Origin of the sequence: Paenibacillus hemerocallicola, from assembly GCF_006265175.1 — a bacterium.
GTDB lineage: Bacteria > Bacillota > Bacilli > Paenibacillales > NBRC-103111 > Paenibacillus_AB > Paenibacillus_AB hemerocallicola.
Window position 1 is genome coordinate 1 of the sequence record NZ_VDCQ01000004.1, and the last position, 436, is coordinate 436.

General features: G+C 45.9%; 1 protein-coding gene. It reads left to right on the plus strand.

Annotation, left to right across the window (positions count from 1 at the left end):
• The coding region (locus tag FE784_RS41540) for a hypothetical protein (RefSeq protein ID WP_218103742.1) at nt 1-338 on the plus strand (338 nt) is incomplete at its 5' end.
• Between the last annotated feature and the right edge of the window lie 98 nt (nt 339-436).

Genomic DNA, 436 nt, shown 5'->3' on the forward strand with positions numbered 1-436 from the left:
GGAAAAAGGCGCAGATAGTGCTGAAACCAACCTTATTTTGGGCACTGACTGATGAAATCCGGTCGAAATTCGGCTCGCTGAAGGAAATAAGGTTGAAAACAGTTCATTTCACTAATTCAGCCGTGTCGGCTCCAATTATGGAAATTATGTGTTCTAATAATGACATATGGTTCACTATCGTTTCGCAGCCAACAGTAAGCCTTTCCAACCGGAATTGCAAGCAACGCTGCACAGTAGCTACCGGCCAACCGTATCTGTCCGAACAAATCAGTTCAGTCGTAACAGTTCAGTCGCAACAGTTCAGTCGCAACAGTTCAGTCGTAACAGTTCAGTCGTAACAGTTCAACCGCTACTGTCCAGTCGTAACAGTTCAACCGCTACTGTCCAGTCGTAACAGTTCAGTCGTAACAGTTCAACCGCTACTGTCCAGTCGTAG